This is a genomic window from Erwinia sp. L03-1, assembly GCF_058686115.1.
On record NZ_CM178762.1, the window covers coordinates 680,928 to 696,520 of the forward strand.

Below are 15,593 nucleotides of genomic sequence, written 5' to 3' on the forward strand. Positions count from 1 at the left end.
CACTTGAGCATCGCTTCACTTGTTGAAGCAAATCGAACTTTTAAATTGAAGAGTTTGATCATGGCTCAGATTGAACGCTGGCGGCAGGCCTAACACATGCAAGTCGAACGGTAGCACAGGAGAGCTTGCTCTTTGGGTGACGAGTGGCGGACGGGTGAGTAATGTCTGGGAAACTGCCCGATGGAGGGGGATAACTACTGGAAACGGTAGCTAATACCGCATAACGTCTACGGACCAAAGTGGGGGACCTTCGGGCCTCACACCATCGGATGTGCCCAGATGGGATTAGCTTGTTGGTGAGGTAATGGCTCACCAAGGCGACGATCCCTAGCTGGTCTGAGAGGATGACCAGCCACACTGGAACTGAGACACGGTCCAGACTCCTACGGGAGGCAGCAGTGGGGAATATTGCACAATGGGCGCAAGCCTGATGCAGCCATGCCGCGTGTATGAAGAAGGCCTTCGGGTTGTAAAGTACTTTCAGCGGGGAGGAAGGGAGTGAGGTTAATAACCTCGTTCATTGACGTTACCCGCAGAAGAAGCACCGGCTAACTCCGTGCCAGCAGCCGCGGTAATACGGAGGGTGCAAGCGTTAATCGGAATTACTGGGCGTAAAGCGCACGCAGGCGGTCTGTCAAGTCGGATGTGAAATCCCCGGGCTCAACCCGGGAACTGCATTCGAAACTGGCAGGCTAGAGTCTTGTAGAGGGGGGTAGAATTCCAGGTGTAGCGGTGAAATGCGTAGAGATCTGGAGGAATACCGGTGGCGAAGGCGGCCCCCTGGACAAAGACTGACGCTCAGGTGCGAAAGCGTGGGGAGCAAACAGGATTAGATACCCTGGTAGTCCACGCCGTAAACGATGTCGACTTGGAGGTTGTTCCCTTGAGGAGTGGCTTCCGGAGCTAACGCGTTAAGTCGACCGCCTGGGGAGTACGGCCGCAAGGTTAAAACTCAAATGAATTGACGGGGGCCCGCACAAGCGGTGGAGCATGTGGTTTAATTCGATGCAACGCGAAGAACCTTACCTGCTCTTGACATCCACGGAATTTGGCAGAGATGCCTTAGTGCCTTCGGGAACCGTGAGACAGGTGCTGCATGGCTGTCGTCAGCTCGTGTTGTGAAATGTTGGGTTAAGTCCCGCAACGAGCGCAACCCTTATCCTTTGTTGCCAGCGATTCGGTCGGGAACTCAAAGGAGACTGCCGGTGATAAACCGGAGGAAGGTGGGGATGACGTCAAGTCATCATGGCCCTTACGAGCAGGGCTACACACGTGCTACAATGGCGCATACAAAGAGAAGCGACCTCGCGAGAGCAAGCGGACCTCACAAAGTGCGTCGTAGTCCGGATCGGAGTCTGCAACTCGACTCCGTGAAGTCGGAATCGCTAGTAATCGTGGATCAGAATGCCACGGTGAATACGTTCCCGGGCCTTGTACACACCGCCCGTCACACCATGGGAGTGGGTTGCAAAAGAAGTAGGTAGCTTAACCTTCGGGAGGGCGCTTACCACTTTGTGATTCATGACTGGGGTGAAGTCGTAACAAGGTAACCGTAGGGGAACCTGCGGTTGGATCACCTCCTTACCTGAAGATACTTTCCCGCGTAGTGTCCACAACAGATTGTCTGATGAAAAAGTAACGAGCAGAAAAACCTCTACAGGCTTGTAGCTCAGGTGGTTAGAGCGCACCCCTGATAAGGGTGAGGTCGGTGGTTCAAGTCCACTCAGGCCTACCAAATTTTCACTCATGCTGCGTTATGCGCGCGGTGGTTTACCTCAGGTAAACTTCCCATTCGCACGGCCTGCCTGAGCAAAAATTAACATTTGCCGCCTCACAGCGACAGGTGAACTCACGTTGAGTGGTAGTGGAAGGTCTCTGCAGTAACTGTATGGGGCTATAGCTCAGCTGGGAGAGCGCCTGCCTTGCACGCAGGAGGTCAGCGGTTCGATCCCGCTTAGCTCCACCATGCAGTTTTCTGACAATACTTCAGAGCGTACCGGCAACGGTGTGCTGCGAAGTATTATGCTCTTTAATAATCCGGAACAAGCTGAAAATTGAAACGACGTATCGTTTTCATTCTCCGTAATAAGAATGAAATAACACGATATGGTCGGGTCTCTCAAATGCTTACTCCTCAGAAAGCTGAGGGCTGAGTGAACGGCTGAAATGCAGGGCGCCCGGCGCACAGCAACGCGCAGTGGACTTCATGTCCATGAGCAGTTGCGAGCACCGGAGCAACGCCGCAGTTCAGACGGGTCACGCAGCCAGAATCTTCTGGGTTGTGAGGTTAAGTGACTAAGCGTACACGGTGGATGCCCTGGCAGTCAGAGGCGATGAAGGGCGTGCTAATCTGCGATAAGCGCCGGTAAGGTGATATGAACCGCAACAACCGGCGATACCCGAATGGGGAAACCCAGTGTGTTTCGACACACTATCGCAACATGAATACATAGTGTTGCGAGGCGAACCGGGGGAACTGAAACATCTAAGTACCCCGAGGAAAAGAAATCAACCGAGATTCCCCCAGTAGCGGCGAGCGAACGGGGAGGAGCCCAGAACCTGAATCAGTTTGTGCATCAGTGGAAGCGTCTGGAAAGTCGCAGGGTACAGGGTGACACTCCCGTACACAAAGATGCATTTGCTGTGAGTTCGAAGAGTAGGGCGGGACACGTGATATCCTGTCTGAATATGGGGGGACCATCCTCCAAGGCTAAATACTCCTGACTGACCGATAGTGAACCAGTACCGTGAGGGAAAGGCGAAAAGAACCCCGGCGAGGGGAGTGAAACAGAACCTGAAACCGTGTACGTACAAGCAGTGGGAGCACCTTCGTGGTGTGACTGCGTACCTTTTGTATAATGGGTCAGCGACTTATATTCTGTAGCAAGGTTAACCGTATAGGGGAGCCGCAGGGAAACCGAGTCTTAACTGGGCGTTAAGTTGCAGGGTATAGACCCGAAACCCGGTGATCTAGCCATGGGCAGGTTGAAGGTTGGGTAACACTAACTGGAGGACCGAACCGACTAATGTTGAAAAATTAGCGGATGACCTGTGGCTGGGGGTGAAAGGCCAATCAAACCGGGAGATAGCTGGTTCTCCCCGAAAGCTATTTAGGTAGCGCCTCGTGAACTCATCTCCGGGGGTAGAGCACTGTTTCGGCTAGGGGGCCATCCCGGCTTACCAACCCGATGCAAACTGCGAATACCGGAGAATGTTATCACGGGAGACACACGGCGGGTGCTAACGTCCGTCGTGAAGAGGGAAACAACCCAGACCGCCAGCTAAGGTCCCAAAGTCATGGTTAAGTGGGAAACGATGTGGGAAGGCACAGACAGCCAGGATGTTGGCTTAGAAGCAGCCATCATTTAAAGAAAGCGTAATAGCTCACTGGTCGAGTCGGCCTGCGCGGAAGATGTAACGGGGCTAAACCATGCACCGAAGCTGCGGCAGCGACACTTAGGTGTTGTTGGGTAGGGGAGCGTTCTGTAAGCCGTTGAAGGTGGACTGTGAGGTCTGCTGGAGGTATCAGAAGTGCGAATGCTGACATGAGTAACGATAAAGCGGGTGAAAAGCCCGCTCGCCGGAAGACCAAGGGTTCCTGTCCAACGTTAATCGGGGCAGGGTGAGTCGACCCCTAAGGCGAGGCCGAAAGGCGTAGTCGATGGGAAACAGGTTAATATTCCTGTACTCGGTGTTACTGCGAAGGGGGGACGGAGAAGGCTATGTTAGCCGGGCGACGGTTGTCCCGGTTTAAGCGTGTAGGCTGGTGTTCCAGGTAAATCCGGAATGCCTTAAGGCTGAGGCGTGATGACGAGGCACCACGGTGCTGAAGTAACAAATGCCCTGCTTCCAGGAAAAGCCTCTAAGCATCAGGTAACAACGAATCGTACCCCAAACCGACACAGGTGGTCAGGTAGAGAATACCAAGGCGCTTGAGAGAACTCGGGTGAAGGAACTAGGCAAAATGGTGCCGTAACTTCGGGAGAAGGCACGCTGGTGCGTAGGTGAAGCGACTTGCTCGCGGAGCTGAAGCCAGTCGAAGATACCAGCTGGCTGCAACTGTTTATTAAAAACACAGCACTGTGCAAACACGAAAGTGGACGTATACGGTGTGACGCCTGCCCGGTGCCGGAAGGTTAATTGATGGGGTTATCGCAAGAGAAGCTCCTGATCGAAGCCCCGGTAAACGGCGGCCGTAACTATAACGGTCCTAAGGTAGCGAAATTCCTTGTCGGGTAAGTTCCGACCTGCACGAATGGCGTAATGATGGCCAGGCTGTCTCCACCCGAGACTCAGTGAAATTGAACTCGCTGTGAAGATGCAGTGTACCCGCGGCAAGACGGAAAGACCCCGTGAACCTTTACTACAGCTTGACACTGAACATTGAGCCTTGATGTGTAGGATAGGTGGGAGGCTTTGAAGCGTGGACGCCAGTCTGCGTGGAGCCAACCTTGAAATACCACCCTTTAACGTTTGATGTTCTAACCTGGCGCCATAATCTGGCGTGGGGACAGTGTCTGGTGGGTAGTTTGACTGGGGCGGTCTCCTCCTAAAGAGTAACGGAGGAGCACGAAGGTCAGCTAATCACGGTCGGACATCGTGAGGTTAGTGCAATGGCATAAGCTGGCTTGACTGCGAGAGTGACGGCTCGGGCAGGTGCGAAAGCAGGTCATAGTGATCCGGTGGTTCTGAATGGAAGGGCCATCGCTCAACGGATAAAAGGTACTCCGGGGATAACAGGCTGATACCGCCCAAGAGTTCATATCGACGGCGGTGTTTGGCACCTCGATGTCGGCTCATCACATCCTGGGGCTGAAGTAGGTCCCAAGGGTACGGCTGTTCGCCGTTTAAAGTGGTACGCGAGCTGGGTTTAGAACGTCGTGAGACAGTTCGGTCCCTATCTGCCGTGGGCGCTGGAAGATTGAGAGGGGTTGCTCCTAGTACGAGAGGACCGGAGTGAACGCACCACTGGTGTTCGGGTTGTCATGCCAATGGCATTGCCCGGTAGCTAAGTGCGGAAAAGATAAGCGCTGAAAGCATCTAAGCGCGAAACTTGCCTCGAGATGAATCTTCCCTGACCCTTTAAGGGTCCTGAAGGGACGTTGAAGACTACGACGTTGATAGGCCGGGTGTGTAAGCGCAGCGATGCGTTGAGCTAACCGGTACTAATGACCCGTGAGGCTTAACCTTACAACACCAGAAGCGTTCTGGTGAGCGTTGAGAGACAGAAAGACAATTTTCAGCTTATCCGGAAAGAATTAAGCTGTTCTGCATATTACGCATGCGGGACAGAGCAGGAGATTTTATCTGCCCTGCGGACCTTATTCCGCGGAGTGTGATTTAAAAGATTAGCGGGAACGAAAGAGTTTGTGCTGAAGCAGTGCGGCAAACGCAGCGAAGGAAGGAGCATACTGAAGTATGTGACTGAGTTTGCAGGTGCGGCCAGTGCAGCAGCGCAAAATATTCGTTCCGTGCACCAAGATTTGCCTGGCGGCTGTAGCGCGGTGGTCCCACCTGACCCCATGCCGAACTCAGAAGTGAAACGCCGTAGCGCCGATGGTAGTGTGGGGTCTCCCCATGCGAGAGTAGGGAACTGCCAGGCATCAAATTAGAGATAAAGAACAAGGTTCTTTATTAAGTAATAAGCGTGCTGATATGGCTCAGTTGGTAGAGCGCACCCTTGGTAAGGGTGAGGTCCCCAGTTCGACTCTGGGTATCAGCACCAGTTATACGCAAGTGCGGTAAAAGAATTTGCCTGGCGGCTTTAGCGCGGTGGTCCCACCTGACCCCATGCCGAACTCAGAAGTGAAACGCCGTAGCGCCGATGGTAGTGTGGGGTCTCCCCATGCGAGAGTAGGGAACTGCCAGGCATCAATTTAGACCAGTACGCTGGTCATGACCACTCCGGTGACACGGAATGGGTGAAACACCTGATACCAGAAGCAACATTCTGGATTCAGTACAGAATCGGTGGAGCGGTAGTTCAGTTGGTTAGAATACCTGCCTGTCACGCAGGGGGTCGCGGGTTCGAGCCCCGTCCGTTCCGCCACTTATCATTAGACCCTGAGTCATCTGACTCAGGGTTTTTTTGTATGTGAAAAAAGCCATCACAAGACAGACAGTGGCTTCTCATCAATATTTGTTTACTGACAATCCAGTCTTATTAGCATGCTCCGATTGAAACTAAGCCCTAAAGCCCTTATAACATCATTACGGCATATATTATTTAGCAGTCATTAAAACCAGGCGGGTAGCGTGCGTAAAAAGACCTATGCCATGAGATATGTAGCAGGGCAGCCAGCGGAGCGTATATTCCCGCCTGGTGCCATGCTGCACGTCGGAAAGGCATTACCGCCCGGAGCCCCTTTGACCGCAGACTCTTCGCTGCGCGTACTGGTATGGAATATCTTTAAGCAGCAGCGCGCTGACTGGCTTTCGGTTCTGCAGAATTTCGGTAAAGATGCTCACCTTGTACTTTTGCAGGAGGCTCAGACCACCCCCGAACTGGTGCGTTTTGCTACAAGCAATTACCTGGCTGCCGATCAGGTCCCCGCCTTTTCTCTGCCGCAGCATCCATCGGGCGTCATGACGCTGGCATCAGCGCATGCGGTCTACTGCTGCCCACTGCGTGAACGTGAACCTTTACTCCGCTTATCAAAGTCCGCGTTGGTTACCGCTTACCCATTGCCCGATGAGCAAATGCTAATGGTGGTGAATATTCATGCTGTTAACTTCAGCTTAGGTGTTGATGTCTACAGCAAGCAGCTGGGCCCGATAGGTGAACAAATCATCCACCATAAGGGTCCTGTCATCATGGCGGGTGATTTTAATGCCTGGAGCCGTCAGCGTATTTACGCATTGTATAATTTCGCCAGGGACATGGGGCTGAAAGAGGTCAGTTTTACTGACGATCACCGACGCAAAGCCTTTGGTCGGCCATTAGACTTCGTATTTTACCGCGACATGAGAGTGACTGAAGCCACCGTGCTGGTTACCCGCGCCTCCGATCACAATCCGCTACTCGTTGAATTCACTCCCAGCAGGCCTGTGCTTCTATAAGCATGTTCTGCCTGCTATCAGGGCAGGCACTTCCACATTCTGCCCGTCATTTCAACAATAAAAAGGAAATTCGCGTCATGGCAAAACATCATCACGATCACGTTGAAAAGCAATTTGGCGACCAGGCCAGCGCTTATCTGACAAGTGCTGTACACGTGAGCGGTAGCGATCTGATCGGGCTTGGGGAACGTTTGTCTGCTGAGAAAGATGCCTCAGTGCTTGATCTGGGCTGTGGCGGTGGGCATGCGAGCTATGCGGCAGCCCGGCATGTTTCGAGCGTGGTTGCTTATGACCTCTCAGAAAAAATGCTTGCGGTGGTAAATGAGTCAGCGAAGGAGCAGGGCTTAACGAACTTAACCACTCAGTGGGGGTATGCAGAACAGCTCCCCTTTAAGGATGAACAGTTTGATATTGTCATCAGTCGTTACTCTGCACATCACTGGCACGACGTAGGAAGCGCAATGCGCGAAGTGAAGCGCGTACTCAAGCCTGGCGGGAAGGTGATCTTTATGGACGTCAGCGCGCCGGGAAACGCCGTACTGGATATCTGGCTGCAAACCGTTGAGGCCCTGCGCGATACGTCTCATGTGCGGGATTACGCGCCGGGGGAGTGGCTCACGATGTTCACCGAGGCTGGCCTTGCTATCACAGCAGTTAGCCATGACCGACTGGAGCTTGAGTTTTCAAGCTGGACAGAACGGATGCGCACGCCGCCGTTGATGATTGAAGCCATCCGCGCTTATCAGCAATCGGCTTCTGAAGATGTGCAGCGCTATTACGCGCTGAAGCCAGATGGAAGCTTCAGCACTGATACTCTCTTTATCGAGGCAGTGAAGCTGTAGTTCAAAGGGCAGGGACCTGGAATCTGGAGCCAGGGAGCAGGAATAAAAAAAGCCAATCATCAGATTGGCTTTTTTTATTGTTGAGTGAGCTTAGCTGTCAGGCGTGGCGCTGTTATTAACAAACAGCGTCAGCTTATCGCCGGGCTGAATGTTCTTACTGCCGCTGCTATTCCAGCGCATCACATCCTGCATTTCAACGCCATGGCGCTTTGCAATGCTGGCCAGAGAATCACCTTTGCGAACCTGATAGGTGATGCTGTTGCCATTATCGGCCAGTTTAGCTGCGTTTCCGCTGCTGCCCAGGCTTAGCGTTTGTCCCGGCTTAATGTTGCCGCCACGGATGTTATTAGCACGCTGTAAGTCCGCCATCGACACGTTCAGGCGCTTTGCAATACCCGACAGGGTATCGCCACTGCGAACTTTGTACGACGCTGTAGTGGTATTGCTCGCCAGCGCAACGTTCTGAACAGCGGCAATGTCGCCGGTTGCCAGAGAGTTACGCAGCTGCGCCACATTCGATTTTGGCACCATAATGTAGTGGGGGCCGGTAGGTCCCGTACTACTGCGCTTATAACCCGCGTTAAAGCTTTTTAACTTACTGAGTGACATGCCAGCCATTTCGGCCGCCTGCGTCAGCTCTATCGGCTGCCCAACGTCGACCCGTGCCAGAGCCCGCGTTTCGTTCGGCTTCGGTAACTGGATACCGTACCGCTTATTGTTCTTGAGCAACTCGCCAAGCGCCAGCATTTTAGGCACGTAGATCGTCGTTTCCCTGGGCAGAGAAAGAGACCAGAAATCCGTTGGCTTTCCGCGAGATTTATTGGCTTTCATCGCCTTCAAAACGCGACCTTCACCACTGTTATAAGCGGCAATGGTCAGTAACCAGTCGCCGCCAAACATGCGGTTCATCCGCTCCATCATATCCAGCGCCACTTTGGTTGAAGCCACGACGTCACGTCGTCCATCATACCACTGTGTCTGCTTCAGACCGTAGTTACGCCCCGTCTGCGGTACTATCTGCCAGATGCCCGCGGCATTAGCAGTTGAAGTTGCATGGGGATCAAAAGCGCTCTCCACTATGGGTAGTAGTACCAGTTCCATCGGCATTTTACGTTGCTTAATCTGCTCGACAATCCAGTACATATACGGCTCTGCCCGTAATGTTACATCGTGGAGATAGCTCTTGTTTCTTAAGTATTTTTGTTTTTGTTCGCGTATCCGGGGATTATCCGGAACCTTCATCTTCAGCTCGTCGCCAATGAAATTCCATAGATCCTGATCTTGCGTAAGGCGGGTCCCATCGTCCTGCCAGCGCGGTGATAAAAGTCGATCTGCATCATTTGAATTATCATTTTGACCCGCTGAAGACAAACTCTGTGCATGCTGCTCCGGTACGTTGGCGTCATGTTGTGACGCCTGGCACCCCACCAGCAAGACCGAGGCGAAAAATATCGCTATAGCCTTCATGTGTGTGTCAATTTGTCGCTTAAAAGACGAGCAACTATACGTGCATGGCTAAACCAATACAACCCGAAAATCAAAAATTGTCTTTCTTCTCGCGTAGAGTCGCAAAAACCTGCCATTCATGTTGTGGAGATGTTTCATAACCAAGAGTTCTTTTTAAATCAACATCTTGAGTGCGTAGAAAAATATTTATTTTCCTCTCATTAGCCAGCGTTACGGGCAAGGTAACCCTGTTTTTCGCTCGTAACTCCTTAATTTGCTGGTAATACCGATCTATTTCAACATCCTGATGTAAAACGGCATGGGCAAACTTCATATTCGATAAAGTATACTCATGCGCGCAACATATTAGTGTATCTTCGGGGAGCTTGTTAAGTTTCTGAAAAGATTCATACATCTGCCTGGGTGTGCCTTCGAACAGCCTCCCGCAGCCGCCGGAAAAGAGCGTGTCCCCACAGAAAAGGTAAGGGTGACTGAAATATGAGATATGTCCTAAAGTATGGCCCGGCGTATGATAAACACTAAATTCGCAGCCCAAAATAGCGACCTTATCACCCTCTCCAACCAGCACATTTGCCCCTTTATCGCGTGTTTCCTCTGGGCCATAAACCGGCAGATCGGGGTATTTTTTAAGAAGTTCTTTTACGCCGCCAACGTGGTCATGGTGATGATGAGTTAAAAGAATGGCGACCGGCTGCCAACTGTTTTTTTCCAGCGCCGCCAGTACCGGTGCCGCTTCGCCTGGATCCACAATCAGACACTGTCCTTCTTCGTTACTTAATGACCAGATGTAGTTGTCCTGAAATGCCGGAATGCTGGTAAGATTCATCATCGCCTCGTTTAATGGCCGAAATGGAAAGAAGATGGTAAAGCATGAAGCCTGCTAAAACACGCCAAATTCGTCATGCGCCACACTCCTGGGCGGAAATGCCATGGGGAGAATTTTATCGTGATGCGCTCACGTCACACCTCCAGCCCTGTCTTGCGCGGATTTACGGCTTCCATTTGCTAAAAGTGGGCGATCTCAGCGCAGAAATCGAAACCAGCCACTGCGCGATATCCCATCAGGTAAATGTCGGACTGTATGGTGAGCGGTTGCAGGTGCAGGCCGATCCGATGAGCCTGCCGTTTGAATCGAAATCCGTGGATGCCTGCCTGCTGGCCCACTGCCTGGCATGGAGTAGCGATCCGCACCGCGTTCTGCGGGAGGTGGACAGGGTACTGATTGACGATGGCTGGATAATTATCAGCGGCTTTAACCCATTCAGCGTGCTGGGCATTGGGAAACTTGTTCCCGGCCTGGGCCGCCGCATTCCCTGGAACAGTCGCATGTTTACCCAGATGCGGCTGATGGACTGGCTAAGCCTGCTTAATTATGAAGTGGTCCAGCGGACGCGGTTCCAGGTACTGCCATGGAACCGCCAGGGAGGAAAGACCATCAGTACGCATTTTCCTGCGCTGGGCTGTTTGAGCATTATTGTGGCGCGCAAGCGTACCTTTCCCCTGATCCTGAACCCGGCGAAAAAGGCCGCAGCAGCAAGGCGCATCAGTGCCGCTGTCGGCGCAACCCGCCAGTTCCACTCGCGGCATCGCGATCAGGATCCAGACTGATAGCCAATATCTTCGAAGGCCGGACTACCGGCTGCCGCACGCGCCAGTTCGTCACAGCGCTCATTTTCAACATGACCGGCGTGGCCCTTAACCCATTCCCATTTAATCTGGTGATGGCTTAACGCGGCGTCGAGCCTTTTCCACAGATCGACGTTTTTGACCGGCTTTTTATCCGTGGTTTTCCAGCCACGCTTTTTCCAGTTATGGATCCAACTGGTGATCCCCTGGCGAACATACTGACTGTCGGTGCTCAGCACCACTTCACACTGCTCGCTGAGGGCTTCAAGCGCGACGATTGCGGCCATCAACTCCATGCGGTTATTGGTGGTTAAAAAATATCCTGAGCTGAAGGTTTTTTCGTGCTTACCGTAGCGTAAAATAGCGCCATAACCACCCGGGCCGGGGTTGCCCAGGCACGACCCATCGGTGAAAATTTCTACCTGCTTAGGCATCTCTGGTAGACTCCCTACTGAAAAATGCTAAGTCTGACATAAACGGGTCCTATGAGCACAGTAAATACAACGCGTCAGATCGTTCTCGATACTGAAACCACCGGTATGAACATGATTGGGGTGCACTACGAAGGGCATCGCATCATTGAAATCGGTGCCGTTGAGGTAGTAAACCGCCGTCTGACCGGCAATAACTATCATGTTTACCTCAAGCCGGACCGGCTGGTCGATCCTGAGGCATTTGGCGTCCACGGGATTGCGGATGAATTTCTCGCTGATAAACCTGCGTTTGCGGATATTGCGGATGAGTTTCTCGCCTATATCGACGGCGCGGAGCTGGTCATCCATAACGCCTCGTTTGATATCGGCTTTATGGACTATGAGTTTTCAAAGCTTGGCCGGGATATCCCGAAGACCAGCACCTTCTGTAAGGTCACGGACAGCCTGGCAATGGCGCGCAAGCTGTTTCCCGGGAAGCGAAACAGCCTTGATGCCCTCTGTTCACGCTATGAAATAGACAACACCCGACGAACGCTTCACGGCGCGCTGCTGGACGCCGAAATCCTCGCCGAAGTCTTTCTGACCATGACAGGCGGCCAGACGTCGCTGACTTTCTCAATGGAAGGAGAGCGTCAGCAGCAGGCCAGTGGCGACACCATCCACCGTATCGCGCGTCCTGCTTCCGGGCTGCGGGTCGTGGCGGCGACGGACGAAGAGATCGCCGCCCATGAATCGCGTCTTGATTTGGTTATGAAGAAAGGCGGAAGCTGTCTCTGGCGGGCCTGACGCGTGCAGAAGAGATTATGTGTGAAAAACGCGCAGTTGGTGGCAGGCCGGTAGAAAAAGCGTTGACGACCGCAGCGCCTCACCGTAATATTCGCTCCGTTCCCGACGGGGAACAAAGCGCGGAGCGGTAGTTCAGTTGGTTAGAATACCTGCCTGTCACGCAGGGGGTCGCGGGTTCGAGCCCCGTCCGTTCCGCCAAGTATCCAGAAAGCCTGATTCAGTAATGAATCAGGCTTTCGTCGTTTATAACCGCCCGTTATTCTGTTACTTCTTACCGACGGCAACCCGGCCGGAAAACCCCTCAGCCTGTGCTACACGATCTTCGCGCGCCAGCCAGCGATAGCACCCGCCTGACAGCAGTGCGCCAATAAACCAGCTAAAGTTTGCCACTTCGTGCAGCCCCGGCGTAAAGCCAATTGCCAGACCAATCAGCACGGAGGGTATCAGTGCCGCAATGGCTTTCGGATTAAACCCGCCGCGATACCAGTACTTTCCTCCGGGTGAGTCATCAAACAGATCATCTACAGAAATCTCTCCGCGCTTAATGATATAGAAATCACAGAGCAGAATACCAAACAGCGGGCCGATGAAAGCGCCCAGCACGTCCAGCGTATAGTGGATAAGCTCCGGTGACTGGAAAAGGTTCCACGGCGTGAGTAGCACAGAGCCTACCGCCGCGATCATCCCACCGGTGCGGAAGCTGATTTTTTGCGGGGAGCAATTGGAGAAATCGAAAGCGGGCGAGACAAAGTTAGCGACAATGTTAATACCAATGGTGGCGGTAATCATCGTTAGCAGCCCTATCGCGACGGCTAAATCGCTCCCCACCCGGCTGACGGTTTCGATGGGATCGGTGATCATGCGGCCAAACAGCGACTGGGTGCCGGAGACGATAACCACGGTGACCACGGAGAACAGCAGGAAATTAAACGGCAGGCCCCAGCGGTTACCCCGACGGATCTCACCCATACTTTTGCCGTAACGAGAGAAATCACCAAAATTCAGCAGCGGGCCGGAGAAATAGGAAACGACCAGCGCGCTGGCGGTAATCATCTGCCATACCTGCTCACCCGCCGAAAGCTGCTTACTCGCGAGCGTCAGCGTAATGCCGCTAAAGCCGGTCTTGTATACAATCCATCCTGCTAACGACAGCATAACGACATAGACCGCAGGCCCCGCGATATCAATAAAGCGCTTAATGGCGCTCATACCGTGCCAGAAGACCAGGGCCTGAGCGACCCACATAATGCCGAAGCAGCACCAGCCCAGCGTGGAAAGGCCCAGCCAGGCGGTATGGGTTAGCGGTGCCAGCGCGGGCCAGAACTTAAGCGTAATCAGCATCAGGGCATTAGCCGCCAGCCAGGTCTGGATCCCATACCAGGCGAAGGCGATCAGCCCGCGGATCACTGCCGGAATATTTGCGCCGAAGACGCCGAATGCCTGTCGACAAATGACCGCATAGGGCACGCCTGCCATCTGGCTGGGGCGGGCCACCAGGTTAGCAAAAATCTGCACAATACAAATCCCCACCAGCAGGCATAGCAGCACCTGCCAGCTTGCCAGACCGAGCGTAAAGAAGCTGGCGGCCACGACGTAGCCTCCCATGCTGTGCACATCCGACATCCAGAAAGAAAAGATATTGTACCAGCTCCAGTTTTGATCGCGGGTAGGTGCCAGGTCTTCGTTACACAGGCGTGGACTGTAATGCGCCTGATCTGCCGCGCCGGATGTGTTAGTCGCGCTCTGATGGGTTATTGGCATGAAAGCTGCTCCTCTTATTTCGCTCTGCATGTATTCGGAATGAAGAGGACGTTGCAGCTTTCGGGCCAAAGGTGATTTTTGTATACAATAATTTAAATGAGTGTGTACGATAATTCGCACTATTTGATATCGGGTGGAGTGGTTAATGAAGAGTGACAGCGGCCTTGAAACAGCCCCGGAGCAGCAGGATAAGGATGAATTTATCTATCAGGCGCTGATGTCAGCGATGGTTGAGCATCAGCTGCCGCCGGGAAGCAAACTGCCGGAAGAGGCACTTTCAGAGGTTTTTGGCGTCAGCCGTACCGGCATCCGTCAGGTGCTCCAGCGCCTTGCGGCAGTGCAAATGATTGTACTGACGCCCCGGCGTGGTGCACAGGTCGCCTTACCCTCGGCGGAGGAAGCGAAGGAGATTCTGCATACGCGATCCCTTATTGAGTGTGCCAATCTGCCGGAGGTAGTGGAGCGCTGTCAGTCAACGCATCTGGTGGCGCTGGAGAAGATCAACCATGCTGAACAGCAGGCACATAAGGATCGCGACGGCCCGGCCGCTATTCGTCTTTCCGCTGACTTTCATATTAAGCTACAGGCTATTTCCGGAAATCAGGTACTGACCGACATGGTCACCCGCCTTACTCAGCGATCTTCGCTGGTTATCGCTGCCTGGGGTGCGCCCTGGCAGCAGGGGTGCCGCTGCGACGATCACGATCGGCTGATTGAGCTGATGAGAAAAAAAGCGCTGGCTCCCCTTACTGACGCATTACAGCAGCACTTTGCACATATTCTGGCCAGTCTGCGCTTTGCACCCGCAGGCGAAGCGACACTGGATTTCGCCAAAATATTCTCAGCGAAAGGGGAGAAATAATGGCGGCACAGCAGATTATCCAGGTGATTAACCCTAATACCAGCGCAGCCATGACCCACACCATCGCTCAGGCTGCAAGGGCCGTCGCGGCTCCTGAGACTACGATTGTCGCGGTCTGCCCCTCGCAGGGCGTGCCTTCTATTGAGGGGCATTTTGACGAAGCCGTTGCGGCTATTGGGGTGCTTGAGCAGATCAAGGCAGGTCGCGAACAGGGGGTTTCGGGGCACGTGATTGCCTGTTTTGGCGATCCGGGACTGCTGGCCGCCCGAGAGCTGGCAAGCGGACCCGTGGTGGGTATTGCCGAAGCGTCGATGCATATGGCAACGCTTATCGCCACGCGTTTTTCAATTGTGACGACGTTGCCGAGAACCGTCATCATCGCGCGACATTTGCTGCGTCAGTACGGTTTTGAGCATCACTGTAGCGCGGTGCACGCCATCGATCTGCCGGTGCTCACGCTTGAGGATGGCAGCGGGCTCGCGCAGGAAAAGGTGCGTGAACGTTGTATACAGGCGATGCAGCAGGACGGTAGCGGTGCCATTGTGCTGGGCTGCGGCGGCATGAGCAACCTCGCGCAGGCGCTAACGCGTGAACTGGGGATACCGGTTATCGACGGCGTCAGCGCAGCCGTAAAAATGGTGGAATCGCTGGTGGCACTGGGACTCTCCACCAGCAAACACGGTGATTTAGACTATCCGGTTCAGAAAAACCTGTCGGGTCAGTTTCAGCATCTAAACTAGTTTTACGTCAGCCCGA

The 15,593-nt window shown here is 53.5% G+C and carries 9 protein-coding genes, 5 tRNA genes, 4 rRNA genes and 1 pseudogene; 15 read left to right on the forward strand and 4 right to left on the reverse strand.

Features of this window, described 5'->3' with window-relative positions; translation table 11 throughout:
* The first annotated feature begins 42 nt into the window (after window positions 1–42).
* The 10 genes from AC4PCC_RS03150 (at window position 43) to AC4PCC_RS03195 (ending at window position 7,901) form a co-directional block, all read left to right on the forward strand.
* Window positions 43–1,584, forward strand: a 16S ribosomal RNA gene (locus tag AC4PCC_RS03150).
* A gap of 74 nt (window positions 1,585–1,658) precedes the next feature.
* Window positions 1,659–1,735, forward strand: a tRNA-Ile gene (locus tag AC4PCC_RS03155).
* 155 nt (window positions 1,736–1,890) lie between these two features.
* A tRNA-Ala gene (locus AC4PCC_RS03160) sits at window positions 1,891–1,966 on the forward strand.
* A gap of 319 nt (window positions 1,967–2,285) precedes the next feature.
* Window positions 2,286–5,190: ribosomal RNA gene (locus tag AC4PCC_RS03165) — 23S ribosomal RNA — on the forward strand.
* Between the two features lie 296 nt (window positions 5,191–5,486).
* Window positions 5,487–5,602, forward strand: a 5S ribosomal RNA gene (gene rrf / locus AC4PCC_RS03170).
* Between the two features lie 47 nt (window positions 5,603–5,649).
* Window positions 5,650–5,725, forward strand: a tRNA-Thr gene (locus AC4PCC_RS03175).
* Between the two features lie 29 nt (window positions 5,726–5,754).
* Window positions 5,755–5,870: ribosomal RNA gene (rrf, locus tag AC4PCC_RS03180) — 5S ribosomal RNA — on the forward strand.
* Together the 16S, 23S and 5S rRNA genes with 4 tRNA genes alongside form the textbook arrangement of a ribosomal RNA operon.
* A gap of 102 nt (window positions 5,871–5,972) precedes the next feature.
* Window positions 5,973–6,049, forward strand: a tRNA-Asp gene (locus AC4PCC_RS03185).
* A 206-nt stretch (window positions 6,050–6,255) separates the two neighbouring features.
* Complete coding sequence (locus AC4PCC_RS03190) at window positions 6,256–7,059, forward strand: endonuclease/exonuclease/phosphatase family protein (protein WP_492126376.1); 804 nt, start codon at window positions 6,256–6,258, stop codon at window positions 7,057–7,059.
* 77 nt (window positions 7,060–7,136) lie between these two features.
* Window positions 7,137–7,901, forward strand: coding sequence for a class I SAM-dependent methyltransferase (locus AC4PCC_RS03195; protein ID WP_492126377.1), 765 nt, complete (start codon window positions 7,137–7,139; stop codon window positions 7,899–7,901).
* A 90-nt stretch (window positions 7,902–7,991) separates the two neighbouring features.
* Here AC4PCC_RS03195 and mltD read toward each other — a convergent pair whose 3' ends face one another.
* Together mltD and gloB are read right to left on the reverse strand one after the other, a co-directional pair.
* A complete protein-coding gene (gene mltD / locus AC4PCC_RS03200; protein WP_492126378.1) occupies window positions 7,992–9,368 on the reverse strand; it encodes a murein transglycosylase D in 1,377 nt (458 codons plus the stop codon).
* A gap of 70 nt (window positions 9,369–9,438) precedes the next feature.
* Window positions 9,439–10,194, reverse strand: coding sequence for a hydroxyacylglutathione hydrolase (gene gloB, locus AC4PCC_RS03205; RefSeq protein WP_492127448.1), 756 nt, complete (start codon window positions 10,192–10,194; stop codon window positions 9,439–9,441).
* A 44-nt stretch (window positions 10,195–10,238) separates the two neighbouring features.
* Here gloB and AC4PCC_RS03210 point away from each other — a divergent pair, with 44 nt between their 5' ends.
* Window positions 10,239–10,976 carry a class I SAM-dependent methyltransferase gene (locus AC4PCC_RS03210; RefSeq protein WP_492126379.1) on the forward strand — a complete coding sequence of 246 codons (738 nt, stop codon included), beginning with the start codon at window positions 10,239–10,241 and terminating at the stop codon, window positions 10,974–10,976.
* On the opposite strand, the pseudogene rnhA reads toward AC4PCC_RS03210, so the two are convergent.
* Window positions 10,961–11,487: pseudogene (gene rnhA / locus AC4PCC_RS03215) on the reverse strand (ribonuclease HI). The gene AC4PCC_RS03210 and the pseudogene rnhA sit on opposite strands and share 16 nt — an antisense overlap.
* Here rnhA and dnaQ point away from each other — a divergent pair.
* Together dnaQ and AC4PCC_RS03225 are read left to right on the forward strand one after the other, a co-directional pair.
* A complete protein-coding gene (dnaQ, locus tag AC4PCC_RS03220; protein ID WP_067708752.1) occupies window positions 11,480–12,214 on the forward strand; it encodes a DNA polymerase III subunit epsilon in 735 nt (244 codons plus the stop codon). The pseudogene rnhA and the gene dnaQ overlap by 8 nt on opposite strands.
* A gap of 121 nt (window positions 12,215–12,335) precedes the next feature.
* Window positions 12,336–12,412, forward strand: a tRNA-Asp gene (locus AC4PCC_RS03225).
* A 66-nt stretch (window positions 12,413–12,478) separates the two neighbouring features.
* Here the strand turns inward: AC4PCC_RS03225 and AC4PCC_RS03230 are convergent.
* Window positions 12,479–13,975, reverse strand: coding sequence for an NCS1 family nucleobase:cation symporter-1 (locus AC4PCC_RS03230; RefSeq protein WP_492126380.1), 1,497 nt, complete (start codon window positions 13,973–13,975; stop codon window positions 12,479–12,481).
* A 145-nt stretch (window positions 13,976–14,120) separates the two neighbouring features.
* Between AC4PCC_RS03230 and AC4PCC_RS03235 the strand changes: the two genes are divergently transcribed.
* Together AC4PCC_RS03235 and hpxA are read left to right on the forward strand one after the other, a co-directional pair.
* Window positions 14,121–14,837: a GntR family transcriptional regulator gene (locus AC4PCC_RS03235; protein ID WP_492126381.1), complete on the forward strand. Its 717-nt coding sequence runs from the start codon at window positions 14,121–14,123 to the stop codon at window positions 14,835–14,837.
* Window positions 14,837–15,577 carry an allantoin racemase gene (hpxA, locus tag AC4PCC_RS03240; protein ID WP_492126382.1) on the forward strand — a complete coding sequence of 247 codons (741 nt, stop codon included), beginning with the start codon at window positions 14,837–14,839 and terminating at the stop codon, window positions 15,575–15,577. Before AC4PCC_RS03235 ends, hpxA begins: the two co-directional genes overlap by 1 nt.
* The last annotated feature ends 16 nt before the right edge of the window (window positions 15,578–15,593 follow it).